The sequence below is a fragment of the Nocardia aobensis NBRC 100429 genome, assembly GCF_000308375.1.
Taxonomy (GTDB): Bacteria; Actinomycetota; Actinomycetes; order Mycobacteriales; family Mycobacteriaceae; genus Nocardia; species Nocardia aobensis.
In genome coordinates this window covers 47336-71862 of record NZ_BAFQ01000294.1, presented here as the reverse complement: position 1 = coordinate 71862, position 24527 = coordinate 47336, and the positions used below count along the sequence as shown (strand labels likewise).

The following is a 24527-nucleotide window of genomic DNA, read 5'->3' as shown; positions in this document are numbered from 1 at the left end:
CCGCGCCACTCGCCGCACCGGAGCCGCCACCGGCTTGCCCCGCGGCGCCCGCCGACCGGCTACGGGCGCCGGCGGAGGCCGACCCACCGGATGAGAAACCACCGCCCGCGGACCCGCCTCCGGGCGAAGCACCACTGCCACCTGTTCCACCAGAGAGCGGACGGCCCCCACCGGGGCCGGCCGAGGGGCCGCTCGGGGGTGGATTGGGCCCGCCACCGCCTCCGCTGGTGGCGTTTTCGCCTTCGGTCATCTTGCGGGCCGCGGACCGGTCGCCGCCGGCCGAGCCCATCGCGATACCGAGGGTGCCACCGGCGAGGGCGGCGCCCGCTCCTCCCCCGCCGCCGAGGGTCGCCACCGCGGGAGTAACCAGCCGCATCAAGGCCGGCAGTACGATCGTCACCGACAGCAGCAGGATCATTCCCAGTAGCACCAGTTGCGGATCCTGTTGCTGACCGGTCGCTTTCGTGCCCGCTGCGGTGAAAGCGATCGCGTAAACCAGGGCGCCGACCGGTTTCCACAGCACGAACGCCAGCGACCACGACAGCATCCGCTTGTATGCCTGCGATCCCTGCCCGGTTCCGGCGGCGGCCGCGGCCAGCGGAATCGCGGCGACGACCAAGATCAGCACGGCTTGGCGGACAACGAGCATCGCGAGCTGCACAAGCATGCTGATCAGGCTGAGGATGGCCAGCACGAACAGAACCCCGGAGCCGAGGTTGCTGTGATCGCGAAGGTTGTTGTCGACCAGCCGCTCGACCGCGCCGCGCAGGTCGCCGCCGGTGGCGTCGTTGATCACCCAGTTGCTGAACGCGTCACCGGCTTTCGTACCGGTAGTGATGAGCGCGGAGAACATCATCGACGCGAACACCGCCCGAGCGAACATGAGAAAGCTCTCCTGCGCTTCGCCCGCGACACCACCGCGTTTGGCCATCGCCAGCCGGGCAGCGGCGAACAAAATCCCCGCAATCATCAGCAGAACCTGCAAACCGGAGGTGTAGCCACGGATCGATGCCAAGGCAGGCCCCGGCTCCCCGGTAGACGCCGCGAGCTGTGGCGACGGCAGGTTGACCCACCACGTCATCACGAATCTGATTCCGGATGTCATGCCGTTGACCAAAGAGTCGACAAGGCTGTCGAATGCGGAGTTGGCGGCGGAGTTGGCGGCTTTGCCGCCGAGTTGTTTCAACGCGCACACCGCGCCGGGCCCGGTGGGCAGGTCGCACACGATGTCCGGCAACTGAGCGGGTGCGCCAGTAGCGGAAGATATCGTCATGTGGTGGTCCTCCATTGCCCGAAGCCGGCGAGTGAAGAGATGAGATCGCCGGTCTGCCAGAGCATTTCGATGTCGTCGGGCAGGCGCACTCGCCAGTCGCCGTCGTAGGTCATGGGCCAGGACGTGGAGGTGTATCCCTCGCGGGTTCGGTTGGCGATGTCGACGACGGCGAAGTCCGGCCGATAGCCGTCGCGGACGCGGATGCCGTCCGGGACGGTGACATAGCGCGCGGCATCCGGTGTGCGAGTGCGGCTGCGCGTCACCCTGGCGATGAACGCGTCGGTGTCACCGACGAAGCGGGCACGAACAACGTTCTCCCACAGACTTTCCGGTGCCGCGAGGGTGCGGGCGAGCGCGTCGCAGGCGGCCAGCGCGGCGCCCTGTGGAGTGTCGGCGAATCCGGAGGCGATCCCGTGGTCGATGCGGGCAGGGCCGTCACTACCGGACGCGGGTAACGCGGCACCGCCCCATCCGCGTTGCCACGTCATTCGTGCTGGGGCCGCGGTGAGGTAGTCGATCGACGAGGGGTTGGGGCGCGTGGCTGGGTCTTGGGGAAGGGCGCGGCCTTCGTCGCCGACGACGTCGAGACGGTTTCCGAACAAGTCTGTGGTCGGCGGCTGGGCCAGCGACGCGGTGAGCGAGGGCCGCGTGGTGGCGGTGGTGATCGTTGTGGATGGATCAGGGGATGGGGGTTGAGATGTGTCGGTACCGCATCCGCTCAGCGGGACGGCCAGAGCTATCGCGAGGCCGAGCCAGCGGTGGCGCCTCTGCGGTGGGGTCGTGGTGGTGTTCATCGGATCGGGAGCAGGATCGTGTCGGTGGGCAGCGCGTTGAGTGCGGTGACCGGTGCGGGGTGGTTCCCGTCGGGGAGCAGTAGTTTCCAGTCGCCGTCGGCCCAGATAACGGTGGCGGTGTTGCAGGTCAGCGACGTGTCGGGTTGCTGGGTGTAGATCGCGGCATCAGCGCCGGTCGGGGTGTAGCCGGTGAGGCGGTAGCCGAGGATCTTCGGTGGCGGGCCGGTGACCGGCGTGGTGATCGATATTTGGGCCCGCGCCACGGCCCAGTCGTCGCGTCCGGCTCCGGGGGCGAGCATCTGTTGCCCCACGGTGGCCCATTGATCGTCGGGTGCTACGGAGATCCGGACGAGGGCGTGGATGGCGGCCAGCGCCGCCCCGGCCGGGGAGTGTGCGAACCTCGCGGCGACCGCGCCGGTCAGGGTGTGGGGGCCTTGGTCGGCCACTGGGAGCGAGATGCCCTGGTAGGCCGTGGTTGTCAGGTTGGTGGGTGCGGCGTGGATGTCTGCGGGCAGTGATGAGGTGGCGGGCGGGGTGGTGTGGTTGGCGGGTGTGGTGCAGCCGGTGAGGGTGGCGATGCCGAGCAGTCCGATCAGCGCGGTGAGGCTGGCTTGGTGGGTGGTGGCCGGGTTCATGGGTGTCTCCCGTTCGGCTGGGTTCAGTGGGTGGGGAAGAGGGCTGCGGCGATGCCGCTGGCGGAGCCGACGAGGACGGCGGCGAGCAGGGCGCCGGCGAGTCCTTCGATCGCTTCGTCGCGGTGCAGTCGCCAGGCCAGCTGCCAGCCGATCCAGATGGTGCGGGCGATTGCAAGCAGCAGGACGAGCCAGGCGAGCCAGGCGAGCATCTGGGTCAGCGGGGCGAGGACTTTCGGGTCGAGGCGGGTGGTGGTCATGGCGCGCCGTCGGTGTCGGTGGCCAGTTCGCCGTCCTGGTCGAGCAGGAGTTGGTCGACGTCGGCGTGGTAGGCGACATCGAGCGCGGCGACGATGGTCTCGGCGGCGATGTCGGGATCGCTGCGCGGTAGTGAGTGCCCGGCGTCGGGCACTACCTGCTGGTCGGCCCAGATCTTTTCGGCGAACCGCGTGGATTGGGCGGCGGGGACTACGCGGTCGCGGTCGCCGATGATGACGAACGAGGGCACCGACCGCAGAGCGGCGGCGATGTCGGGGTCGAGGTAGAAGTGGCGGTAGGCGTGCATGAGGTCGGTCAGCACGCGCGGATCTCCGGGCCGTGCGCTGGTCGCCAGCGGCGCCTTGGAGCCGAGCCGGCGCGCGGTGCGGCGGAATCGTCGTTCGACCAGTGATGCGGCCGCGGCCGCGACGTGGTCGAGCCGTCCGCGGCGCAGGCCCTTGATCCGTGCCGCGGCGGTGGTGAAATGACTGGATAGAGCGGGGAATTCCGGGAATTCGCCGGCGGGGTTGAACAGCACCAACCCTGCCAGTGCGGCGGCGCGAGCCGGGTATCGCTGCGCGTAGGCGGCAGCGATCATCGACCCGGCCGAGTGCGTGACGAGCACGACCGATCCGGTGGCCTGGGTGAGCACCGTATCGAGGTCGTCGGCCAGATGGTCGAGTGTTGTCTCGATGCTGCGGTGGGGGCGTCCGGAGCGACCGTGCCCGCGCTGGTCCCACACGATCTGGGCGATCTGCCCGTCGAGGCGGTCGTGCACCTGCTCGGTCAGCGGCTGCCACCAGCTGCCGTCGCACAGCAACCCGTGCACATAGACAACGGTCGCGGCGGCGAACGACGGCCCGCAACGATTTCCGGCCAGCACGAGCCCGTCGCTGGTGGGCATGGTCAACGGGGAGGTGTCGGTGACGGACATGCGTATGAATTCCTCTGCCTGAGAATCGATTACGTTGTTTGATGGTTGATTCCGCCCATTCGGTAACGCCCGGTAGCGGGTAGGTGCGGAAATCCGAATGACTTTGGCACTACTGCTATTTGGCGACGATTTGAGTCATGATGGATCCGGCGCTGGTGGCGATGATTCCGCCGACGAGGGCGCCGAGCACGATCTTGGGGCTTTCGACCGCGCCGCCGTGCCAGCGTTCCCATCCGAATTTGCCGCCGGCGTAGATGAGGGCTGCGATCCCGGCGAGCATGACTGCCCAGGCGAGCCAGTTCACGACCTTGGTCAGCCCCTCCGAGCCCGGAGGCGGCTGCGGCGTGATTGGAATCTGTTGTGCTAGAACAGCCATACTGGCGTCTACGATCGAGGTCATGACGATCTCCTAGGGGTGGAATCGGGTTGCAACGGCCGGGTAGCGGCGATGCAGGCGGTGATCGCGGCCCCGGCCCTGTAGACGTCGACGGGGACCGCGTCGCCCAGGTGGGCGCGCTGCGGTGGCGGCGCATCATTCGGTGTATAGGTGGCGAGCTCGTCGAGTTCGTGGGTGAGCAGTTCGTCGTGCCAGCGGATCGGCCACACAGCGCCCCCGACCAGCGTCGCGACGGTGCTGCGGTAGCGGCGCACCGCGAGCGGGACACGTCCGGGCCGCGGCGGCACCAATACCAGCCCGACCACGATCACCCGAGGTGGTGTGAGGCCGGCGTGCCATTCGCGCAGTCGGTCCGCGGCCGCGACCAGGCCGGGCAGGCAGTCGCGGGCCGCGACCACTACTCGCTGGGTTGTCACGGTGGCCGCTGGCCATGCGAGCCCGGTGTCGGCGGCGTGTGCCCACCAGCGAGCCAGCGTCGAGGTGCCGGCACCGCCGTGGGCGCCGAGCACCGCGAACAGCGGAGGGTACGGTCCGGTCACGGGCAACGCTGAATTCCTCACCGGCGCGCGACGTTCGGGGTCCGGTCCTGCGACAGTGGTCGGGTCGAGTCGTCCGTCGGGGGGCGTGCCGTTGGCGTGCCCGGCGAGGGCGGTGGTCATGGTCCGGCCTGCTTTTGGATGTTGGTGATCAGCAGGTTGGCACCGTCGGTGCGGGTGTTGATCACTTGGAGGTAGTCGGTGCGGCTACGGTCGGGATGTTGCTCGACTACATGCACGTTCGCGCTTCCGGTGGCGATCGGCGTGATCGCCACGCAATAGGTGCTCCCCTCCGGGATCGAGGCGATCCCGGCGGCGAGCGCATCGGCGGCCAGCCCGGCCTCCGGCGCCACGACCCGCAAGGCCGCGTCCGCGCTTCGGAGCCGGTAGTAGGCGTTTTCGAACGAGGCCACGACCCCGGCGACCGTCCGCGGGTCACCGTCTCGATCGGTGACCGTGGCACCGGTCAATCCGGCGCACGCCCCGCCGACGGCTGCGGCGTTGCTCGAGGGCGGGGCCGCGGTCCGTGTCGGAACCGCGGTGTGCCCGCCGGGGTGAGCGACCGTCAGTGCGCCGGTCAGTACGGCCACGGCGGCCACAGTCACCACCGCCCCGACAACTATCCACACCCGCGCCGACGGCACACCCAGTCGCGGGGACTCCTGTCCCCTGACCGCCGGTTCGCGATGGATGTCGTCACCATCCGGATGCAGTTGTGCGGGCTCAGGCTTTTGGTCTGCCGATGGGTCGGGCTCGAGCCAACGCCATTCGTCGCCTGCGAGGGGCGTTGCGTTCGCGGATTTGTTGTGTGGCACGGTGTTTCACCTCCTCGGTGTGGATGAGTGGGCGGTGAGGGGCCCTTCGGCGGAGTCGGCCCGCGAGGAACGAACTGATCTCCCTGGCGCAGAGAAACCGTCTCCGCCGAAGGGGTTCAAGGACTCGGCACGGCAGGGGGAGGGGTTGCCGTGCCGGTCCGCTCAGGGACGGAGCCGGACGTCGTCGCGGCTGTGGGCTCCGTTGTGGTGGTGGTCGGTAGTGGTGTTTCGCTGGTGGGGTGGGTGGCGGCGAGGTCGTGGGCCAGGGCGGTGAACCAGTCGGCGACCGCGGCGAGGGCTGGTGTTCCGGTCGGGGTGGCGGGGCTGCTGGTGTAGGCGGCGTGGTGGCCCGCGGTGTCGCTGTATTGGGTGTAGGTGGCCAGCTGGTAGAGCTGGTTGTCGTCGGTGACGGTGGAGGTGATGGCGTCGAATGCCTGGTTCACCCAGCCCAGCGCTGTTTGCGGCGGTACGAGGTCGGCGACAGCGCCGGCGAGTTTCGCGCCGAGGACCCCGAGCGCGGCGGCGGGGTTGGCCATCCCGACAGTGGCCAGCTCGGCGATCGTGGCCGGGGTGAACACCTTCTGCGCCACCGACACCACGGTGTTGAGCCCGATCGTGCCGAGCCGGAACAACGCGGCCAGCGCGTCGTCGGGGCCGGGCATCGGGGTGTTCGGGTCCGATGCCTCCGCCAGGCGTTGCCCCAGGGGTTTGGCTGGTTGGTAGCTCAGTTCGTCCAGGCTGTTGCCGGCGATGTCGTCGGTGACGACGCCGATCGCGGTTTTCCAGGTCGTGGCCGCCAACGCTTGCGCGATGGTCGAGATCGCCGCAACCGGATCACCGAGGTTCGATTGAGCGGCAATGTTTTTCACCGTGTGCGTCAGTGGCGAACCAGCGGGAGCGTCGCAGGCCAGATCACCTGGCGTGCAGATGTCGGCGACTCGACCGGCCAACATCCCGAATCCCGGATTTCCAGTCGCGCTGGGGTCGATTCCCGTGTCCCCGCCTGAAGTGTTGGCGAAGTGGATAGACGCTACCGCTGCCCCCGTCGTGCCAGGTGCCGATGCCGGGGTGGTCTGGCTCGGACTGCCGGGAAGGATGTCGCCGCCCGCTCGCGATGGGTTGGCCAGCAACGCGATCCCAGCGATGGAATCCGCCTTGACGGTGGCGGTGTTGTCGCCGACGCGGTGGGCGAAATCGGTGACCGCCGCCGCGCCCTGCCCCCATCCGGCGACAGCGATCTTCGTTGCCGGGCAACGAGATACGACCTCGGCGCCCTCGGATTCGAGCCGGTGCGCGGCGCTCGTGGTGGCCTGGCCGTAGGTCTCGGGTTCGCCGGTGTCGTCGTGTCCGTAGGGGATGTAGAGACGCTGGATCAGGTCACCGGCGTGCGCCGACAAAGGCGTGAACAGTTGGCCCAGGGCGCCGGTATCCAGAGTCGGTGCGGTGTCGGGCGCCGATTCATCGGGTCCCTGGACCCCGAACACAAACAATGCCGGGCACCGGTCCCCGATCGGGACCGCCGGGTCAGCGGTCCCGACCTGCGCGCTGCCACCGGCGATGAGCAGACCTCCGATGGCGGCAGCGGTGCCCCTCCGCAGCGCGCTAGCGAGAGCGATTCGGCGTATGTCCCGATGGTTGTTGCAGCACATCGCTTTTCACTCCTCACCCGATCGTGCGAGGTAGTCGGCCAGGCGGGCGATGGTTTCGGTGATGGCGTCGTGCGCGGTGTCAAGGTGGCCGCGGTCGTAGTTGCGCCAGCTCACCTCGACCCCGGCCTCGCGGTAGGCCGACAGCAGGCGAGTGCTCTGTCCGATCGGCACCAGCGCATCGCGAGCGCCGTGATAGAGGTGCACCGGCACGCTCGGTACCTGGTCGACGGGGATGGTTTCGCGGGCCAGGACGTAATGCCACGTGGGATCGGTCCACGGCTGCCCCCGGTCGCACCACTGCTCGATCGGCCGCCGATACTGCGCGAGCAGCATTGGAGCACTGCGGTTTTCGGCCTCAGCGATGATCTGGCGGCCGTCGGCAGACAGCACGTGGCGCAGGGGCAGATGGTGGTACGCGCGCGACAAGCCGATAAGCCCGGCCAGCACGAGCGCGGAAAACGGACTGGTGTTCAGCAGGGCCGCCAGGTCGCCGGGAACGGTGATGGTGGCGCCGGCCGCGATCCCGCGCAGGTCCACGTCCGGTGCGTAGGAGCGGTGCAGCTGCGCCGCGATCGTGACCGCGCGAGCGCCGTCGGCATATCCCCACGCCACCACTGGTGATTCCTGTGTGTTCAGTTGCTGGATCGAGGCGGTGGCGCGGGCGAGGTCGAGGGTGTGGTGTGCCGCGGCACGGCCGGCGAGGAAGGTGTGCGGGCCTTGGCCGGTGACGCCGAGGTTTTCCCCGTCCGGGACAGCGACGATCCAGCCGCGATCCAGCGCCGCGGTGATCGGTGCGGTGTCGGGTTCGGCACCGATCGCGAGCAGCCGAGACGGTGCGCAGGGGCCGCCGAGCCCGTGGAAGGCGGAGCAGTACACCATAATCGGACCTGGCCCGAGTTCGGGATCGGTGTCGGGGGCGATCACGATGCCGGAGGCGGCGGCGAGTTCGCCGTGGGTGTCGGTAGAGGTGTAGAGCAGCTGCCACGCGGCGCCTGCCCCCATCAACGCGGGAGTGTCGGTGGGGCGTATGCGCAGGATGCGGCCGGGCTCGATGGAGTCGTGCAGGGTGGGCGGGGTGTAGAAGGCGGTGCCGATGTCGTTCATGACTGGTGTCCTGCGGCGTCGTGTGCGAGTGCGGTCATCCAGGCAAGGCCGGAGGCGAGTTGGCCGCTGGCGAGGTAGCCGTTGTGGCGGGAGACCGTGTCGCCGTAGTGCAGCCACACCGCCGGGTTGATCAGATCGGCGTTGTCGGCAACCAGCTGGCCCCAGGCCGCGACGAGTTGGCCGGCCAGCTTCGCCACGACGCCGAGCGGGTTCGCCGTCGCCGCGGCGGTGATCTGCTCCCATCGCTGGGCAGCTGCCCGCACCTGATCCGGGCCCGGTGCGGGGGTTCGGGGGTCGGCGGCGTCGATGAGTCGCTGCGCCAACGGTTTTGCCGGAAGGTAGTCGGCGTTGCCGGGGTCGGTGTGGAAGTCCTCGGCGAGCACCGTGGTCCACGCGCGTCGCATCGCCGTCGAGAACAGTCCGTTGATCGACGTCAGGGCCGCGATCGGGTCGCGCAGGTCGGCCTGGGCGAGGATTTCCGCGCCGACGCGCAGCAGGGCCGCATGGTCGGGCGCCGAGCACGCCAGGTCACCGTCGGTGCAAATATCAGCGACACGACCGGTCAGCAACCCGTAGCCGCTCCCGTCGGCAGCGATACCGCCACCGGCCGCGGGCGGGTTGAGAAGCTGCACTGTCGCGACCCCGGCGCCCGATGTGCCGGGGGCGGGGTCGGGCACGGTTTGTCCCGGCCGACCGGGAATGACCGGAGAGTTCGGGAGCCGGTCGGGGTTTGCGTAGAGCGCGATCCCTGCGATCTTGTCCGGCGGAACGGGCCCCTGGCCCGCGCCGACCTGTTGGGCGAACTGCGCCATCGCTTGGGCACCTTGCGAATACGCCACACCCGCCAGCAACGTGCTGGGGCAGGCACTGGTGATGTCGGTGGCAGCTACTTCGAGACCGTCCAGTGCCTCGGTCGCCGATTCTGCGTACGGTGCCGATCCGCCGCCGGGAACGATCCCACCGAAGCCTGCTGGATACGGAATGGTGCTGTGTTGCACCAGGTCCGGGGCGGCGGCCTGGACCTGGGCCAGCAGTGCGCCGATGACCCCGGTGTCGGCGGTCGGGTCGGGGTCCGATTGGCCGGTGCCCTGGATCCCGATCACGTACAGGGCTGGGCAGCCGGGACCGATCGGCGCAGCACCCGGTGTGGCACTCCCCAGACCGCTCACCATCGCGGCGCATGCGGTGCTCACCGCGATCGTGGTTAGCGCTTTCACAGTCAGAGTCGTGTCGGTCACGGCTGGCCCACCCCGACTCCGGCGCCGAATCCGGCACCGACGGTTCCGCCGGCCAACGCGCCCGCCACCGCTGCGGGGATACCCGCGATGGCAGCGCCTGCTGCCGCACCGGCCGCGGCACCGAGCGCCGTTCCCGCGACGCCGGAGGTAACGGTGCCGACCACTGGGACCGGGATCACGGTTCCTACTGCGGCACCGGCGATTCCGCCGATGGTGCCGCCGATCAGCCCGCCCACGACCGCGCCCGCGGCGGCCACCGGTGCGCCGGCTGCGACCGCTCCGGCCGCGCCGCCGATCCCGGCGCCGGCAAGAGTTGCGCCGCTGACCCGGTCCGAGCGCCCTGCCGGGATACCGATCGAATCCAGAGCGGTGGCGACCTGCGCTTCCGCCCCGGCCGCGGCGTTGTTGATGCAGTCACGTGCTTGGGGTGGAAGCCAATCCGGTGCCGGGGCCTGCCACTGACCGATACGAATCGTGTTGTCCGGCGGCGCAATCGGCGCGACCGGCGCCACCGGCTCGGGCAGATGCAGGTCTTGCACCTGCACCGGCGGTGCCGGGTCGTCGGCGGGTTCGGGGCGCGGTGTGGGCCCGTTGCGGACCTCGGGTGGCTGCTCGACGTAGGCCAGCTGCGGCTCGGGGGGCGGTTCCGGTTGAGGTTCCGGCGCCGGCGGCGGCCCGGGTGGGGGCGGCGGTGCCGCGGTGCCAGGTTGGGAAGGGCTGGTCACGCCAGGCTGGTCCGCGACCGAAGCCGTCGACGCTCCCGCCGGGCCGGCGCACGCGAGCGCGATCAGCAGCGGAACGGCACCGGCAACCACGAGCGACGTGGGTCGGGGCTTGCCTGCCTGTGACCGCTCCCACCTTTTGGAGGGTGTCGCGGTTCTTCTCTTGGCGTTTCTGAATCCTGTTTTCGGCATTCCGAATAAACCCTTCAAACGGAGGGAGAGAAAAGAGGAAAAGAATGAATGGTGCGGCGTTTCGTGGAATCAGCGCCCCGGCGCCGTCAACGCCGACTGACCGGGGCGCCGATCCGGCGTTTCAGCAGCTCAGAGGAACGGCAGGACGAGCGAAAGCACTTGAGCGGCGATCGTCAGTCCGTTCGAGACTGCCGCAGAGCCGGTATCGATCCAGGAAAGAACGACCATCGGATCCACAATCAATTTCCCTTCGAAGCAGGAGCAGTTGCCCTACCATCAAAACGCGGAAAATTACGGTTCACCAGGCGTCGAAGGGATGGAGTTTCTATATATACCCGCGCTACCTCCACAAAGAGGCGGGTTCACCTGCGACAGCGACGAGAATAGATACTCGGAGTATCCCTCGAAATTTTTCCCGCCGATCCCGGCTTCGTGGGCACCACGGAGTGAACACGGCCGTGGGGTCGAGCTCGGGCGGGCCTGTTCGCCAGTGAGACCGCTGGTTACTCGTTGCCGCCGCCGAAGGATTCTGGTATGAACGAGAAAGCGCTCGGGGGAGAGAGCTTTCCATCAATTCCTGTATTCATCGGCACGAAAGTGTCGGCGTTCGAGGGGGTTTCATGACCACCACTCCCGGTTCACCTGACGCTCGACAGCCACCGGACGTGCCCCGTTTGGCTGGTGATGTGCCGGTTGGAATTCCAACACTCGGGCCCTGGCTACGGGTGATGCGCGAACACCGCGACCTGACCCGCGAGCTGGCCGGCCAGTACGCACACGTCAGCGCCACCTATCTCAAGTCGGTCGAGACCGGTGCCGCGACTCCGCGCCGTCACACCCTCGACCAGATCATCGACGGTTACGAACTCTCACCCACCCAGCGTCGCCACACCATCGACTTGTGGGCACCCGCAGCAGTCCTGGCTCCACTGGACGAGCTCCGTGAACGTATAGCGACTCCTGGTCGCCGAGGGGAGTTGGCGACGTGGGATGCCCGGTCGATTGCCTGCGGCTTCTGCGATCCCCTGTGGAATGTCGTGGCGGCCAATCAGCAGTTCCAGAGCCTGTTTCCCGGCCTGGAGCAGGCGGACAACAACCTCGCCATCTGGCGATTCTCCTCGGCTGACGAATCATGTCGCCAGGATCCAGACGAGGAGGCCGAGTTCTTCGTGGCGACTCTGCGCGCGGCGCTGGGCCGCTTTCGCGATGCGCCGGAGGGTGCCCGACTTCTTCGACAACTCGCCGCTAGCGACCGATTCGCTGGGCTGTGGCGTAGCGGTATCGAGGTCGCCTACGACGTCGGTCCGTCCCCGCGCCGCTCGGGCGACCAGGATGAGCTGGTCACCGTGCAGGTCACCGAGCTCGTCGAGGAGCCTGGGGTTCGACTGTTTGTGGCGTATCGATCGCAGCCGGCCGGGCATAAGGGCGCGGACGAGGCTGGCGCACAGCTGATTTCGTAGTGTGAAGGAGGCGGTGATGTGCCGACCGATGAGCAGGGAAACGACATCCGTTTTAATGATGCCGCGGAATCGATGGCGGCTTCGCACTAGCCGACCTGCCCGGCGTCGGTCAGTGCGCGCGCTCTGCACAAATCCGAAGCGTGGTACTTGCGACAGCTGAAAGCCGGCATGCTGCCAGGGCATCGGGCCGGGCGAACATGGTTCTCACCGCGGCCATCGAACACACCGCGACCAAGGCTGCCACCCCGCCGCCACAGCGGTCCACCTTGTCGGCGGCGCCGCCCTGGACCTCCGTGACGGTATGTCTCACGGGCGGACGCGGCCCGGAGGGAAGACCGCCAGGCATCCGCCTGTCCCCTTCGGGCCCCGTTCATGCACTCATCGGCGCCAACTCTCGATCCGCGGGGGTGAGCTGGCCCTGCCACCACCCGACCCGGGGTGGAAACCGCAACTCGGTCGCGGTGAACAAGTAATCATGGGCGTTTCCCGTGCCAGGGTTGGTCATGCGCGCACCGTAGATGAAATCAGCGGTAGCGGGGCGCTTGGTCCACATCGTCTCCCATTCCGGCACCCGGCTGCAGACCTCAAGCAGCCGCTCCCGCTCACCGTCGGGCATCACACACTCGATCAGCGGTGCGGCACCCCAGATCACGCCGTGGACGATCGTGTACCAGTCCTGCCCGAGCAGCTGCCGCGTCCACGGATCGGCCACCAGCCACTCGTAGATGCTCACACCGGCGCGCAGGTGCATCAGGGACTCACACGCCCGGTTGGCGGCCACGATCCGTCCCATGACGGTGTTGAGGATGAACACCGGAACGGTGATCGCCTCGATCGCACGCAACTCCTGTTCACAGGGCGCACTGTCGTCGGAATGAAGCCGCCCCTCCCGTGCCGAGAGCAGAAGCCGGACGTTGTTCTCCTGAACCTCAAGCGCTACCAACACCTTTCGCAGATTCGCGTCGACGAGCCTGCGCTGTTCGAGCTCTATCTTCTTGATCGTCCCCGCTGCCAGGCCGACCCGCCGACCCAGCTCGATTCGGTCCAAATCCAGCTGTTTCCTGCGCTTTTCCACGAATGTACCCAGGTTGCTGAACCTCGCCGGTACCGTCAATGTCGTCCCTCCCCGCCTGTCGTGTCGAGCCACCGGACACAAGTTGTGGCCGCTGCAACCGTTGACCCCCTTCATGGTTCACACAATGCTAGAACCAGATCGCAAGCGCATACAGGCCGAAACCGCACAATCGGGTGTGACGCCGGTCATGAAATACAAAGGGGTATATGCGCGTCGACCGCCTCGCAGTCGAAGTATGCCATTACGCAATAAGTTTGGTTCGAAAGCGCCCACGGGTGTGCGATACGGGAGGGAATCGAATAATGAGTCCAGAGCGCCGAGAGTTGGTATCCGACCCCGACCGCGGTTTCCTGATCGCGACGCAGGTCAGCGATGCCGCCGCTCTCATCAAGTCCTATGCCGACACAGCAGAGGACCTCGAATTGGCCGAATTCGCACAACAATTCGCGACTGAGCTGCGCGCCGAATGCATGAAACGCGAGCGCGAGAAAATTCTCGCGGCCACGAAGCCTTCGTTGTCGTGGGCGGAATTCAGTGCCCGTTATCGCAGCGGCACCAGCACAGAGCGCTGACGCGTCAGTGATCGGTCACAAATCAATGCACGCGAGAACTGAGACTATTCATATTTCAGATCCGGTCGGGTCGGTGTCGGGGAGAAACGGAAACAGGCGGGTGAACCGAGCACACGGCCACACAGACAACACACACCCACCCAGACGCACGCGACGCAGCCACGCGGCAACGAGGGTGGAGATTGAGAGCCTGCCGCTCTGGTTGGATCGGTTACGCGAGGAGCGCCGCTGGTCACGCGAGACGGCCGCCGCTCGCGCCCGGATCAGTGGGGCCTACCTGACCAAGATCGAACACGGCCGGTCCGTTCCCACCATCGACACCCTGGCCAAGATCGTGCGCGGATACGACCTCGATCCCGCCCAGCACCGCCACACCTACGACTTGTGGAACCCGCCCCAGCGGCTTCCGACCGACGACGAACTACGGCGCCAGATCTCGACACCGCACTTCACCGCCCACCTAAACCATCTGGATGCCGCGCACATCCTCTGCGCCTACACCACACCCCTGTCGACCGTGCTCGCTGCCAGCGACCGACTGTACGACGCGCTGCCCGGCCTTCGTCAGGCCGGCAACAATGTGGCGCTGTGGTTCTTCCAGCCCGCCGCGCGTGAGCTGGTCGTCGACTGGGACGACGAAGCACCTCATGCGGTCGCCGCGCTGCGCGCTGCCATCGGTCAGTACCGCAACAGCCACCACGCTCGCGCTCTGCTCCACACCCTGGCCGCCAATCCCCAGTTCGCCGAGCTCTGGACCAGACACCCCACCGCCGTCAGCTATGGCCGCCCGTCCGGCAAACCGGTTCTATTGCAGCACACCGGCTCTCCCGATCCGGCCGCTGTTTCGCTGCAGATCAGCAAATTCCACAGCCCCCACGCCATTCTCGTCGCCTACGGCATCAGCAACGCCGGCGCGGGATGCAAGTAACCGTCCGTGTCACAGCACCTTCCAAGGCAGAACATCATGCGTGTTTTCATGACCGGGATGGCTCACATCACCGGGGACCCGCGACCCATCGCAGGAATAGACCCTATCGCCGCCGAGCCGGGACTGGTCAATACTCTGCACGAACTCGGACTCTCCAACTATCGGCACGCCCGCGACTCGCCCATCGACATGGCCGCCGTCTGCATCGCCGAGACGCTCAACCAGTCCACTCTCCCGCCGTCGGCGATCGACATCTTCATGCTCGCCTCTTCCACCGTCGGGTTCGGCCAGATCGAGAACACCGAACTCCTGCAACTGAGCGAACGTTTCGGGCTCACTCACGCCACACCGATCGGGGTATCGGCCGCCGAATGCGCCAACTTCGGCACCGCCCTGCACCTCGCCCGCACACTCGTCGCCTCCGGCGAAGCCCGCACCATACTGCTGGTCACCACTGACGCATGCACCACACCCGAACAACGCCTGCTCCGCCGAGTCAACGCCGTCGTCAGCGACGGAGCCGCATCATGCCTCGTCACCACCGAGCCCGCCCGCATCGAAATCCTCGCCACCGCTACCGCCACCAACCAGCTCATCCGCGCCGCCACCAACCCCGACGCCATCGCCGCCCTCACCCGCCGCACCCTGATCGGCCTCGTCGACGACGTGCTACTACGCGCGAAGATCGACCGCGCCCAGATCCGGCAGGTGATCACCAACAACATCAACACCGAAGCACTGCGCTTCATAACCCTGTCAGCCGGCCTCGACCACAACCTCACCTATGTAGACAACGTCGCCGATTTCGCTCATGTCCATTCCGCCGACAACTTGCTCAATCTGCAAAGCTATCTCGAAGACGGCGCCGCACCCGACCAGATCGTCCTCACGATCAGTCACGCCTTCGGCACCTGGGTGCTCGCTCCCCTCCGGGTCTATTGACAGCTCCGAAGCACTTCCAGATGCGATCGATACGCAAATAGACTGTGGCAGTTCCTCGTTTGAGTCCGCTTCGACACGCATTGAATCCGCAGTTCATCGGGTATTGCCGATCCGGCGGGAACGGTCGGGCCCGGTCGTGGTCGCCGATCCGTCCATACCTACAGGACGTCGACAGGACGTCGCAGAATCACTGGGGATGACGCGACCTCCGAAAGGCCGGTCACACGTTGCGCCACCACGTGGTCCGAGAATCCGGGCATTCGGATTTCGGGTGGCGCGGCTCGATGCCGAAACGATCCGGCAGTGTGATGGTTCGGAAATCGGGGTGCGAAGACCACTCGCCCGAAGGTGACGAGGTGACCGAATCACGAACCGGCAGTCGCTAACCGAAGCACGTGGCCCGCACCCTTCCTCACCGTATGCAGAAGAAGGACGACGACAGTGGCCCTCGGAAGGATGGTTTGCTAGTCGTCGCAGGAGGCTTCGATCTCATCGCGCCATCTCATACTCGGTCCACGGTGGTCAGCCAGCCCGCTGGATTGCCGATGGTCGCTGCGTCCTGGCGAACGAGGCGCATCCAGGCTTCTTCCTGGACCACGTCCTCGGCGTCGGCGTGCGAGCCCAGCACGCGGTACACGACGGTGCGCAGCCGATCGCGCTGGGCTTCGAACACCTCGGTGACGAGACCGGACGGGTGGGCGGTCACGGCTTGCGCTGCTGACGCAGCGAGATCCAGTTACCGTCCGGATCCATCGCCTCGATCCGGGTAGCCCTCGGGTTCGGACTGTGTGAAAGTGACGCCCCGCCGGCGGAGGATCTCGAAATCCTTTCGCAGATCGTCGGATTCGAGGATGAGCGGACCGGGCGCGGCGTGCCGGCCCACATCGGCCGGCGGTCCCGCGACGGCAACATGCGACCACAAGACGATCTGCACCGGGCTATCGCGAACGCCGACAGTGAGGAAACGTCCCTCGGACCCGGGAAGTCGATCCGCTTTTCCAGCCCCAGCCCCTCGGTATAGAACTCCAACGCACCGGTCAGGCGGGGAGCTGTCCTTCGTTTCGCGTCCTTGCTTGGCGGTATCGGTTTGGCGCGGTTCCGAACTCCCGCTTGAAGGCGTTGGCGAAGGCGAACTCGGAGGTGTAGCCGGTCTGGGTGGCTATCTGGCCGAGCGGGGTATCGGATGCGTGCAGCAATCGTGCGGCGGTCGTCATACGCCACCAGGTCAGGTAGGTCAGGGGTGGTTGGCCGACCATGGTGGTGAAGCGTTTGGAGAAGGCCGCGCGTGACAGTCCTGCTTCTGCGGCCAGGGTCGCGACTGTCCAGAGGCGGGCCGGGTCGCGATGGATGGCATGCAGGGCGACGCTGATCGCCGGGTCGGCCAGTGCCGCGGCCCATCCGGCGCCGGCGCTGCCCTTGGGATGCTCGTCGAACCAGGCCCGCATGATGTAGAGGAGCAGAATGTCGAGCAGAGCGGCCACGATGGTATCGGTGCCGAGGCGAGGATGATCGAGCTCGTTAGCCAGCAGGTCGACGGTCCATCGCAGGTCGGTGTGTTGTCCGAGGCGCGCAGGCAGGTGAACTACATCGGGCAAGTCATGCAGCAGCGGGTGGGCCCGGGCGGGATCGAGTCGATATCCGCCGCAGAGTGTCACCGTTGAGGTTCTGTCGTGCAGGGGCTTTCCGATGGACGCTGAGGCGTAAAGATCGGCGTTCTCGAGCGGATCGCAGTCGGGTTCGGCCAGTGGCGTGGTCGGGCGGTCGGCCAAGCCGAATCCGTGCCCATGGGGGAAGAACAGCACGTCACCGACACCCAGCGCGACGGGTGCGCCGCCGCCCGGGGGGTCAGCCAACACGAGCCCTGAAGGATCACCTGGAAACCCGCCGACCCCAGGACCGAGGGGAAGCGCTGTCCCCAAGGCGCATGCCATTCGATGCGTGCTGAACGTGGCCGTCCCGTGCGCATAATGGCGATCACATCGCTGAGCACGTCCACACGGTGAGTCTATCCCGAGGGCGCAGCGAAGACGATCGCGCATAAAACGACGACTGTGACGCATAGGAGATCCTTTCCCTACCTCTCTACCGTTGATCACAGGCGAAGTGATCGCACCGTGGCCACGAGGTCGGGCCGCGGGACCTCGAGGAACAGGAACCGCTGATGGACGTTCTCCGCAACACCATGAGAGCCGCACGTATCCACGAGTACGGCGACGCGGGAATCATCCGCTACGAGGAGGTGCCGCTGCCGGTGCCCGACCCGGGCCAGGTGTTGATCCGGGTCGCGGCGACTTCCTACAACCCTTCCGACGCCGCGCTCCGTGCCGGGTACTTGCGCGATGTGCTGCCGGTGGAATTGCCTTACATTCTCGGCTTCGATGTCTCCGGCACGGTCGTGCAGGCCGCAAGCGAATCCGGCTCGTTCTCCGTGGGCGACCGTGTGATCGGCCGCCTCGACCGCGGCGGCGCATCGGCCGAGTACGTCGCCGCCCCCGCTGATGTGCTGGCCATCGCACCCGCGGCCATTGCGCTGGCCGACGCCGCCGCAGTCCCGGTCGCCGCGCTCGCCGCCTATCAGGCGGTGCATGAGCACGCTCACCTCACCTCGGGCCAGCGAGTCCTGATCAATGGTGCCGGAGGAGGCGTTGGCATGTTCGCTGTCCAACTCGCCAGGCGCACCGGGGCAACAGTGATCGCTACCGCGAGCGGGCGCAGCGCCGCTGCGGTCCGCGCTCACGGCGCCGACCAGATCATCGACTACACCAGCAGCCCTCTCGCCGACGCGCTCGACGACACGGTCGACACCGTCATCAACCTCGCCGCGATCACGCCTGCTGCGGCCGCCGAGCTTGTTCCTCTCGTCCGGCCGGGCGGCGTTATTGTCTCGATCGCCACACCGGTTGAGCCAGCCGCCAGCGCTCAGGTCACCGCCGTCCACTTCGTCGCTCGCAACGACCCGGAACAGCTCACCAAGATCGTCGAGCTCATCGACACCCGGGAGCTCACCGTCGAGGTCACCGGATCCCACCGGCTGGCCGACCTCGCTCTCGTCCACGGCAAGAGCCAAGCAGGCCGGATCCGCAGCAAGATCATCATCACGCCGTGACCGAACCAATATCGGCGTGCCCTCCCACGTCGCCACCCTACCCACCGCGGGAAGCGCTGGTCATCCGAGTTCCCGAGTGCGGGCGGCCCTCGTCAGGAACGAACTGCTCCTGAACATTGTCAGCCGCACGGCAAGTGCCCCCTGGGAGTCGTTGTGAGGTGCGGCTTTTCGCGGAGTCAGTCCACATCCACGAAAAGTCGCGCTGAGGAATCACCGCAGATAAGAGGCTTAGCGCGACTTTTCGCACCGCTGGACCACGTGCCATGCAGTCCCCTTGTGCTGTTACAGGTTCCCCGAACCGGCCCGGATCGATCGACGGTTGCTCTCGCGATGGACCGACAACAACTCCAAGCACCAACCAACCCCGCCCGCAGCCTGAGCCGCTACCAGACATGACCGCTGGTCAAGCCGTTGTCGTTGTTTACCGAGCACCGACTCCGCCGGAACGACCTCGGCATCGATGAATGTGCGCATCCGCGTACACAATTGGGCGATTTCGCCCTCGGGTCGGTTGACCGGCATCATCGGTACCCTCCGGTCGTCGCCGACACCTCGCGCAGCGGCTGCGTCGCCGCCGAGTCGACGTATTCGTCGATCCGGGTGATGCGCCCGTCCCGGACACGCACGAACAGGCTCGCGGGAACCTCCAGCTCACCGTGGCCGGGCAGATGGCCGCGCACCACATGCTGCTGAGCGAAGCCGTCCGGCAGCACGTAACGCCGAATATCCTCGTACCGTAGGTTTTCCACCGTGCGCGAGAGCCAGCGCAGCACCCGCAGATTCTCGGTGACGGTCTCCTCGGCGTTCTTGTCGTTGTGCCAGATCCGGGCGTCGGGCGCGTACAGCTCGGTCAGGGTCGCGGTATCGCCCGCGCTGACCGCGGCGAAGAAGCGGTCGGCCAGTTCATCCATGCGAAGGACCTCCGGGTCGTTCTCGTGCGGCTCGGTGTGATGCCGCATTCCTCGGCCGCAGGCGACCGCCCGCGGTGAGCAGATTGCTGTTCACGGGCTTGCCGAGCAGCCGGGAGATCAGCCGGGCGGCGTCGAGCGCCCGGTCGATGTCGATGCCGGTCTCGATGCCGCCGTCGGAGAACAGATAGGCCAATTCCCTCGGCAGCCCATGCCAAGCGGTTGGGTGGGCTTCCGGTCCAAGTTTGTGTTTCCGACAGACAGACAGCCCGCAGCGCTTCCCCCACCACGGGATACGACAATCTCGGCTCCCGTTCCACAGCGGGCAGGGACGCCGTCGGAGCGTCCGTGGACGGCGGTGCAACGAAAGGGTAGCGACTCAGGGTCGTCGAGAGGGCCGCTATGAGTTCAGCCAGAACGGATGCGTCCGCGCCGGGCAGATCGAACCCTGTCGACTCGAAGCGGTATCGTTCCGAAAGCTCTCGACAATAGGGCATTTCGATTTCTCCGCAGGCGGATTCCGACGTTGTTTCGGCTGATCTCGTTTACGCGGTTGCTGCGACGCAAGCCTGGGATTCGAGGTGTTCGAGCCAGCGTCCTGCCGCACACCGGCGGCCTGTGGCCTTGGAGTAGTCGGCGATGCCGCAGGCGCCCCGGCAGCCGGCGGACGGCGCTCGGAGGTGGTTCGGTTTCCATGGCGACTCGGGACATCACGAACAGGGCCGACCGCACCCCCGGGATAATTCGGTGACTGCGGCATTATGATGCCCGGTCGACCGACCCATGGATTTCCGCCGAACAAGTCCTGCGACGGCCGTCTCGGACCAGCTGATGTCGGGTCGCTCGGAGCAACTGGTACCGCCACAGACGGCCGGCTTGGTGCAGCGAGCATCGGCACCGACGACGAATTCCGGGCGAAGCGCTCCGGGATGACCGACGGATGCGTGGCAGGCATCCGATTCGGTGAAGCTGCCGAAGTCGCTGCCAACTGGTCCGCTGCGGGAAACGCCCCGACCGCTGCGCCCGATCGAGTGTCTACCACCAGGGGAACCAGCGACCATGGCCGCAGTACCACTACCAGGCAGAGCGACCGACGACTGAACAGCACCACGGGAATCGGTCCCGGCCCTTTTCGACAGGTTCCGATGCAAGTCCGGAGATGCTTCGGTCGACACGTGCATGCAGCCCAGTACCTTCCAGGTCTCAGCCATCGATTGAGCAAATGTATCCGCAGGGACGATTTTCGTCAACCAATCGCCATTAGATGTATACGTTTGGCAGAGGTAAACATATGCGGAGACGGAAACGGCCACATTCCAACGCGCGTGCCCGCCGGTGCGGGAACGAGCATCATCCACCACAGGACCCAGACACAGCCCCACCTGCTTCCGACTTCCACCTGACCCGCCTGGCAGACAGTTAGATCTCACGATGCAGCCCAAATCCGCTGCTCTCCGAACCTGTTGGAAGCAACATCGACAGATAGATTCAATCACCCGACCGGTCTATCTGTGGCGCAGCGGGACGATGAAAGCCTTCCTCGCGAGCGATTTCTTGTCCGATTCGCTCTGCGACGCAGGCCATTCGGCCCGCGGAATATTCCTGCAGACTCTGGACGATGACCGGGTCGGAGAACTGCGAACAGTGGCGTCTGAGAGCACGCACGCACAATTCGCCCATCGTAGTAACGAATTCGAGGTAGTACGGTCGCGATGTCACGCTGGGCGGGTCTCGACGGCTCCGGGGTCGGCCACGAGACCGAATTCGATGAGGCTGGCAGCGGTGTCGAAGAGTGAGTCCGCCGTGGGCCGCATATGCCAGTGGAGTTCGCGTTCGGCCTTGGCGGAAGTGGGGCGTTCCTCGCGGCCGAGGTAGCGGACCGCGGTGCGGGCATCGGCATCGAAGCGGGCGCTGAGGCGGACGAGCCAGTCGGGGAGGACGCGAGTTGGGACGCGGTAGCGCTGAGCGAGAATCCGGGCCATACCGGGAAGGGAGATCTGGTCTCCGGCGCAGATGTAGCGGTTGCCCGCGGCCGCGGGTGTTTCCATGGCCAGGCGGTGCGCGACCGCCAGATCGCGAACATCCACGGGTGCGAAGTTCAGGCGCGGAACGCCGGGCATGCCACCGGCCAGCAAGGCGCGGATGCCGCCGACAGAGGTCCCCGCCTCCGGGCGCAGGACGGGGCCGATGACCATGCCCGGATTGATCACGGCCACCTCGATTTCCGGATGTTCGGCGGCGAAATCCCAGGCAGCGCGCTCGGCGAGAGTTTTGCTCTTCTCATACGGCTCACAGACCGCGATATCGGACCAGTCGGCCTCGGTGAGTACTTGGCCGCGATTACCCGCCCCGACCGCGGCCATGGAGGAGGTGATGACGACGCGCTGGACCCCGGCTGCAGCGGCCGCGCGCAGGACCCGCAGGGTCCCGTCGACGGCTGGCCGGACCAGTTCGTCCTCGCACTGCGGCGCGGCGGGCGGGAACGGGGAGGCGGTATGCACGACGAATCGACAGGCTTCGACCGCCTCGGCCCAACCATGGTCCGACTCCAGAGCAGCCTCGACCAGTTCGATACCAGGCAGCACCCCGGCTACCTGCGCGGCGCGCTCCACCGAGCGCACGGTGCCGCGCACCCGGTAGCCGCGGCCGAGCAACTCTTGAATGACATGACCTGCGACGAATCCGGACGCGCCGGTGACGAGAACGAGATCGGGCATCGACCGAACTCCAATCTGAGCAGCGTTTAGAATTTAATCACTGTATAGATTATGGAACCGTGAACCGTCAACCCCTTACGCTCATCCCATGCCGCCGACCAGGAACCGCTATCACCACGGAGACCTACGCGAGGAGCTACTGCGCGCCTCCCTGGAGTTGATCGAGGCCGAGGGCTTGGCTGCGGTGAGCCTGCGCAAGGTCGCCCGCGAGGCCGGCGTTAGCCCCGGTGCCCCCTATCACCACTTCGCCGACCGCGCCGCCCTGATGTCCGCCCTTGCCACTCGAGGATTCGAAATACTAGGCGCAGCAATGGTTTCCGCTCGGGACAACGCCCCCGACCCGCGCGCCGCCCTGATCGCCATGGCCGCCGGCTACGTGGACTTCGCCCGCGATCACACGGCCTATTTCCGAATCATGTTCCGCCCCGAGCTCTCTGCGCCGGAGAAGCACCCCAACACAGAGGCCGCGGGCGATGCCGCCTTCGCCGTCCTCGAATCCGCCGTCGCCACGGCCGTCACCTCTGGCTTCCTCCCGGCAGCCGATGCCGAAACCATGGCCCTGGCCTGGTGGTCCCTGGCCCATGGCATGGCCTCCCTCACCGTCGACGGCAAATTCGGCCTCCGGGCAACCCAATCCGGCACTACCCCCGAGGCGCTCACGGCCCGTATCACCCGAATCTTCGCCGACCTCGTCGACCGCGGCGGATCGGTGGAGTAAGCCACCGGTTTTCATTGAGGTTGAGGCGTTCACAGACATCGGTTGGGACCGCGCTCGGCTACCGCAGTTCGGCCGTCGGCTGTCGTGGAGATAATCGATCTGCGCGGCGGATCTGGAACATGCTCTCTCAGCGATCACCAGCTGCCGGTGCCCTAGCAACGGGCGCGCCGCGTGAGCCGTCGTCCGCAGATCCACAGACTCCCTGCAGGACGGCTGCCACGGTGAACCACGGAGCCGACTATCACTCCCTTGGCTCGCCCCCTTCCTCATGTTTCTCGACTTCGCCGAGTCGCTCCACACCTATGCCGAGGTAACCGGCCTCCCGCCACTCGAGCTGTTATCAAAGAACTTCGGCGAGGCCTGGGCGTACTCGATAGCCCACTCCGGAGCCCTCACGCACGCTTCGGCGTCACTCCCCCGACACCGCCTCGCTGTATCGCTGGCACGCAAGACGTCGGTGACTGCAGCCGCATACCGCCAGCGCAAAAGGCCCCGGAACTCACTCCGTCGGGCGTGGCCGGAATGAACATGACAATACTTGCAGCAGATCATCCGTCTGAGGCACACGCATCGAGACGCGATGAAACGGTCTCGAAAGGACGCGGCAGCGTGCCGCTGCGCCGCCGACGCCTTCCGCGACGGCGGCACGCATCTCAGCTCACAGTGGTGCCCGACGAGCCGAAGCTGAAGCTATGCCCCTTCGAAGAGCAGCTCAGAGCCGCACGCCCACCGGCACTGCAGGTAGCACCACCAAACCGCAGCATGCCGCCATAGTCATAACCATCCGGCGTTGCGCCGGGGTCGATCGAGCGGCTACCGGCTCGGCCATGGGGTCCCATCAAGCCGAAGTTGGGGTGCGCAGGAAGGAAGGGCAAACTGATGACGAGGTCGTTGATCGGAATACCCCACAGGTTCGCGGTGCCCGGGCTTATGTCGCAGCCGACGTCGCCGTTGGCATGCATCGAGCAGTTCGCGTAACTGGTACTGAAGTACACCGTATCCCCGACGAGATAATCGGAGGGATCGAGGACCGAACCCGACACAGGGCTCACGGCGGGGGCCGCCGAGGCGATCGCTCCCCCGGTAATCGTTACACCGGCAGCCACAAATACCCCGGCGACAAACCTTTGCACTTTCACAGATTACTCCTATAGATCAGGCATGAGAACGCTCAAGTCGGAACTTGAGAACGCTGTCCAGAGAAACCGAGCCGAAGACACCGCAGGCGTTTACGCCGCCCAGATGTCGGCGAACTGAGAACTAATAGTAACCGTGACGATAATTACCCCCGCCGCTGGGAGGTTTTCCACGCCAATCTTCTTTATAACATCAGACAAATGTAGGCTACCGAAGCGGCCCGTTCGGATCAGGCGGCGGCTCCCTACTACTCTCCAGCGAGACAGCTGGCGAACAACACATAGTCAGCCGAATCGGCAAGAGCGAAGAAATCGATATTTCCGTGAGATCGACTGCCGGCATCGCCGACGAACGCTTCGGACAGGGCGTTGCCGACCAGGTGACGAAGCGCCGTGTGCTGCCAGAGGCGGCAGTGCGGTC

Annotated in this window: 25 protein-coding genes and 1 pseudogene; 6 read left to right on the top strand and 20 right to left on the bottom strand. The window is 66.5% G+C overall.

Annotated features, from left to right (window positions below; all coding sequences use genetic code 11):
- From RJ03_RS32775 to RJ03_RS32720, 12 genes are all read right to left on the bottom strand, one after another.
- A partial coding sequence (locus RJ03_RS32775) for a TrbL/VirB6 family protein (protein ID WP_157163586.1) occupies positions 1-1273 on the bottom strand: 1273 nt, incomplete at its 3' end.
- On the bottom strand, positions 1270-2067 hold the full coding sequence (locus RJ03_RS37640; RefSeq protein ID WP_157163585.1) for a DUF8175 domain-containg protein: 798 nt from the start codon (positions 2065-2067) through the stop codon (positions 1270-1272). The genes RJ03_RS32775 and RJ03_RS37640, both read right to left, overlap by 4 nt.
- Positions 2064-2702 carry a DUF8175 domain-containg protein gene (locus RJ03_RS32765; protein ID WP_036510324.1) on the bottom strand — a complete coding sequence of 213 codons (639 nt, stop codon included), beginning with the start codon at positions 2700-2702 and terminating at the stop codon, positions 2064-2066. The genes RJ03_RS37640 and RJ03_RS32765 overlap by 4 nt, the downstream gene beginning before the upstream one ends.
- A gap of 23 nt (positions 2703-2725) precedes the next feature.
- Positions 2726-2959, bottom strand: coding sequence for a hypothetical protein (locus RJ03_RS32760; protein WP_036510321.1), 234 nt, complete (start codon positions 2957-2959; stop codon positions 2726-2728).
- A complete protein-coding gene (locus RJ03_RS32755; protein ID WP_036510318.1) occupies positions 2956-3891 on the bottom strand; it encodes an alpha/beta fold hydrolase in 936 nt (311 codons plus the stop codon). Before RJ03_RS32755 ends, RJ03_RS32760 begins: the two co-directional genes overlap by 4 nt.
- 115 nt (positions 3892-4006) lie before the next feature.
- Entirely contained in the window at positions 4007-4291 is a 285-nt protein-coding gene (locus tag RJ03_RS32750; protein WP_036510315.1) for a hypothetical protein, read from the bottom strand.
- On the bottom strand, positions 4288-4947 hold the full coding sequence (locus RJ03_RS32745) for a hypothetical protein (protein ID WP_157163584.1): 660 nt from the start codon (positions 4945-4947) through the stop codon (positions 4288-4290). The genes RJ03_RS32750 and RJ03_RS32745 overlap by 4 nt, the downstream gene beginning before the upstream one ends.
- The gene (locus tag RJ03_RS35470; protein WP_051025591.1) at positions 4944-5432 is read right to left on the bottom strand and encodes a DUF8176 domain-containing protein; all 489 of its coding nucleotides are present in this window, start codon (positions 5430-5432) and stop codon (positions 4944-4946) included. The genes RJ03_RS32745 and RJ03_RS35470 overlap by 4 nt, the downstream gene beginning before the upstream one ends.
- A gap of 323 nt (positions 5433-5755) precedes the next feature.
- Complete coding sequence (locus RJ03_RS32735; RefSeq protein WP_245552468.1) at positions 5756-7123, bottom strand: cutinase family protein; 1368 nt, start codon at positions 7121-7123, stop codon at positions 5756-5758.
- A gap of 171 nt (positions 7124-7294) precedes the next feature.
- Positions 7295-8392, bottom strand: coding sequence for a lipase family protein (locus tag RJ03_RS35465; protein WP_051025590.1), 1098 nt, complete (start codon positions 8390-8392; stop codon positions 7295-7297).
- Positions 8389-9585 carry a cutinase family protein gene (locus RJ03_RS32725; protein ID WP_245552465.1) on the bottom strand — a complete coding sequence of 399 codons (1197 nt, stop codon included), beginning with the start codon at positions 9583-9585 and terminating at the stop codon, positions 8389-8391. Before RJ03_RS32725 ends, RJ03_RS35465 begins: the two co-directional genes overlap by 4 nt.
- Positions 9586-9626: 41 nt before the next feature.
- Positions 9627-10355 carry a hypothetical protein gene (locus RJ03_RS32720; protein WP_157163583.1) on the bottom strand — a complete coding sequence of 243 codons (729 nt, stop codon included), beginning with the start codon at positions 10353-10355 and terminating at the stop codon, positions 9627-9629.
- Between the two features lie 809 nt (positions 10356-11164).
- Here RJ03_RS32720 and RJ03_RS32715 point away from each other — a divergent pair.
- Positions 11165-12004: an MmyB family transcriptional regulator gene (locus RJ03_RS32715; RefSeq protein WP_083871524.1), complete on the top strand. Its 840-nt coding sequence runs from the start codon at positions 11165-11167 to the stop codon at positions 12002-12004.
- 370 nt (positions 12005-12374) lie between these two features.
- Here RJ03_RS32715 and RJ03_RS32710 read toward each other — a convergent pair whose 3' ends face one another.
- Positions 12375-13193, bottom strand: a complete 819-nt coding sequence (locus tag RJ03_RS32710; RefSeq protein ID WP_157163582.1) for a helix-turn-helix domain-containing protein — start codon at positions 13191-13193, stop codon at positions 12375-12377.
- A gap of 188 nt (positions 13194-13381) precedes the next feature.
- On the opposite strand from RJ03_RS32710, the gene RJ03_RS32705 reads away from it, so the two are divergent.
- The 3 genes from RJ03_RS32705 (at position 13382) to RJ03_RS32695 (ending at position 15521) form a co-directional block, all read left to right on the top strand.
- On the top strand, positions 13382-13651 hold the full coding sequence (locus RJ03_RS32705; RefSeq protein ID WP_157163581.1) for a hypothetical protein: 270 nt from the start codon (positions 13382-13384) through the stop codon (positions 13649-13651).
- Between the two features lie 175 nt (positions 13652-13826).
- Positions 13827-14579: a helix-turn-helix domain-containing protein gene (locus tag RJ03_RS32700; protein WP_036510303.1), complete on the top strand. Its 753-nt coding sequence runs from the start codon at positions 13827-13829 to the stop codon at positions 14577-14579.
- Between the two features lie 48 nt (positions 14580-14627).
- A complete protein-coding gene (locus RJ03_RS32695) occupies positions 14628-15521 on the top strand; it encodes a beta-ketoacyl-[acyl-carrier-protein] synthase family protein (protein ID WP_167332042.1) in 894 nt (297 codons plus the stop codon).
- A 502-nt stretch (positions 15522-16023) separates the two neighbouring features.
- On the opposite strand, the gene RJ03_RS32690 is transcribed toward RJ03_RS32695, so the two are convergent.
- The 3 genes and pseudogenes from RJ03_RS32690 to RJ03_RS38745 form a co-directional block, all read right to left on the bottom strand.
- A complete protein-coding gene (locus RJ03_RS32690; protein ID WP_036510297.1) occupies positions 16024-16227 on the bottom strand; it encodes a sigma factor in 204 nt (67 codons plus the stop codon).
- Positions 16228-16558: 331 nt separating this feature from the next.
- The gene (locus RJ03_RS38750; RefSeq protein ID WP_245552467.1) at positions 16559-16777 is read right to left on the bottom strand and encodes a helix-turn-helix transcriptional regulator; all 219 of its coding nucleotides are present in this window, start codon (positions 16775-16777) and stop codon (positions 16559-16561) included.
- Between the two features lie 231 nt (positions 16778-17008).
- Positions 17009-17487, bottom strand: a pseudogene (locus RJ03_RS38745) (cupin domain-containing protein); the annotation flags it as partial.
- A gap of 195 nt (positions 17488-17682) precedes the next feature.
- Here RJ03_RS38745 and RJ03_RS32675 point away from each other — a divergent pair.
- Entirely contained in the window at positions 17683-18627 is a 945-nt protein-coding gene (locus tag RJ03_RS32675; protein ID WP_218001051.1) for an NADP-dependent oxidoreductase, read from the top strand.
- 521 nt (positions 18628-19148) lie between these two features.
- On the opposite strand, the gene RJ03_RS32670 is transcribed toward RJ03_RS32675, so the two are convergent.
- The 3 genes from RJ03_RS32670 to RJ03_RS32660 all read right to left on the bottom strand — a co-directional run bounded on the left by RJ03_RS32670 (position 19149) and on the right by RJ03_RS32660 (position 22252).
- A complete protein-coding gene (locus RJ03_RS32670; protein ID WP_036510294.1) occupies positions 19149-19538 on the bottom strand; it encodes a nuclear transport factor 2 family protein in 390 nt (129 codons plus the stop codon).
- On the bottom strand, positions 19531-19731 hold the full coding sequence (locus tag RJ03_RS38740) for a hypothetical protein (RefSeq protein ID WP_036510291.1): 201 nt from the start codon (positions 19729-19731) through the stop codon (positions 19531-19533). Before RJ03_RS38740 ends, RJ03_RS32670 begins: the two co-directional genes overlap by 8 nt.
- A gap of 1519 nt (positions 19732-21250) precedes the next feature.
- On the bottom strand, positions 21251-22252 hold the full coding sequence (locus tag RJ03_RS32660; RefSeq protein ID WP_036510288.1) for an SDR family oxidoreductase: 1002 nt from the start codon (positions 22250-22252) through the stop codon (positions 21251-21253).
- A gap of 88 nt (positions 22253-22340) precedes the next feature.
- On the opposite strand from RJ03_RS32660, the gene RJ03_RS32655 reads away from it, so the two are divergent.
- A complete protein-coding gene (locus RJ03_RS32655; RefSeq protein WP_036510285.1) occupies positions 22341-22970 on the top strand; it encodes a TetR/AcrR family transcriptional regulator in 630 nt (209 codons plus the stop codon).
- A 653-nt stretch (positions 22971-23623) separates the two neighbouring features.
- Here RJ03_RS32655 and RJ03_RS37630 read toward each other — a convergent pair.
- The gene (locus tag RJ03_RS37630) at positions 23624-24109 is read right to left on the bottom strand and encodes a hypothetical protein (protein ID WP_157163580.1); all 486 of its coding nucleotides are present in this window, start codon (positions 24107-24109) and stop codon (positions 23624-23626) included.
- Positions 24110-24527: the final 418 nt, after the last annotated feature.

Bases quoted from the DNA above. Each gene is read 5' to 3' on its own strand.
- RJ03_RS32745 (WP_157163584.1), bottom strand. From the start codon at position 4,947: ATGACCACCGCCCTCGCCGGGCACGCCAACGGCACGCCCCCCGACGGA.
- RJ03_RS32755 (WP_036510318.1), bottom strand. From the start codon at position 3,891: ATGTCCGTCACCGACACCTCCCCGTTGACCATGCCCACCAGCGACGGG.
- RJ03_RS32670 (WP_036510294.1), bottom strand. From the start codon at position 19,538: ATGGATGAACTGGCCGACCGCTTCTTCGCCGCGGTCAGCGCGGGCGAT.
- RJ03_RS32660 (WP_036510288.1), bottom strand. From the start codon at position 22,252: ATGCCCGATCTCGTTCTCGTCACCGGCGCGTCCGGATTCGTCGCAGGT.
- RJ03_RS32655 (WP_036510285.1), top strand. From the start codon at position 22,341: ATGCCGCCGACCAGGAACCGCTATCACCACGGAGACCTACGCGAGGAG.
- RJ03_RS32715 (WP_083871524.1), top strand. From the start codon at position 11,165: ATGACCACCACTCCCGGTTCACCTGACGCTCGACAGCCACCGGACGTG.
- RJ03_RS38750 (WP_245552467.1), bottom strand. From the start codon at position 16,777: ATGGTCGGCCAACCACCCCTGACCTACCTGACCTGGTGGCGTATGACG.
- RJ03_RS32710 (WP_157163582.1), bottom strand. From the start codon at position 13,193: ATGAAGGGGGTCAACGGTTGCAGCGGCCACAACTTGTGTCCGGTGGCT.
- RJ03_RS32675 (WP_218001051.1), top strand. From the start codon at position 17,683: ATGGACGTTCTCCGCAACACCATGAGAGCCGCACGTATCCACGAGTAC.
- RJ03_RS32705 (WP_157163581.1), top strand. From the start codon at position 13,382: ATGAGTCCAGAGCGCCGAGAGTTGGTATCCGACCCCGACCGCGGTTTC.
- RJ03_RS32760 (WP_036510321.1), bottom strand. From the start codon at position 2,959: ATGACCACCACCCGCCTCGACCCGAAAGTCCTCGCCCCGCTGACCCAG.
- RJ03_RS32695 (WP_167332042.1), top strand. From the start codon at position 14,628: ATGACCGGGATGGCTCACATCACCGGGGACCCGCGACCCATCGCAGGA.
- RJ03_RS35465 (WP_051025590.1), bottom strand. From the start codon at position 8,392: ATGAACGACATCGGCACCGCCTTCTACACCCCGCCCACCCTGCACGAC.
- RJ03_RS37640 (WP_157163585.1), bottom strand. From the start codon at position 2,067: ATGAACACCACCACGACCCCACCGCAGAGGCGCCACCGCTGGCTCGGC.
- RJ03_RS32765 (WP_036510324.1), bottom strand. From the start codon at position 2,702: ATGAACCCGGCCACCACCCACCAAGCCAGCCTCACCGCGCTGATCGGA.
- RJ03_RS32750 (WP_036510315.1), bottom strand. From the start codon at position 4,291: ATGACCTCGATCGTAGACGCCAGTATGGCTGTTCTAGCACAACAGATT.